Consider the following 614-nt stretch of genomic DNA (forward strand, 5'->3'; position numbering starts at 1 on the left):
CAATCCGGGCACGCGGGCGGCGCGGCGCGGCGCAGGCCGCAGTGGTGGCATTGCAGGCGGCGGCCGCCCGCATGCACCGTCATCGGTGCGTCGCAACGCTGGCACTGCGCGCTCCAGCCGCAGTCATGGCATAGCAGTACCGGCGCATAGCCGCGGCGGTTCCTGAACACCAGCACTTGTCCGCCAGCGTCGAGCGTCCTGCCGATCGCCGCCAGGAGGTCCGGCGACAGGCCCGCGTCGAGTGCGCGCTTGCGCACGTCCAGCACCCGCACCGTCGGCGGCCGGGCCTCGCCCGCGCGTTGTGGCAGGCGCAGGTGCAGGTAGCGGCCGGCGTGCGCGTTGTGCAAGGTCTCCAGCGACGGCGTGGCGCTGCCCAGGACGACGGGAACGCCCAGCGCCTTGGCCCGCACCAGGGCGAAGTCGCGCGCGTGGTAACGGATGCCGTCGAACTGCTTGTAGCTGCCGTCGTGCTCTTCGTCGACGATCACCAGGCCGGCGTCGGGCAATGGCGTGAACACGGCCGAGCGCGTTCCCACGACCACCCGCGCCTCGCCGCGCCAGGCCGCGGTCCAGGTGCGCGCGCGCTCGGCGTCGCCCAGGCCGGAGTGCAGCGC

The 614-nt window shown here is 73.9% G+C and carries 1 protein-coding gene; it reads right to left on the reverse strand.

The annotated features are described in order from the left end of the window. Positions 1–614: primosomal protein N' (priA, locus tag QAA18_RS12830; RefSeq protein ID WP_279413486.1), on the reverse strand; the 614-nt coding region annotated here is incomplete at both ends.

Source organism: Luteimonas sp. 8-5 (assembly GCF_029763755.1).
Taxonomy (GTDB): Bacteria; Pseudomonadota; Gammaproteobacteria; order Xanthomonadales; family Xanthomonadaceae; genus Cognatiluteimonas.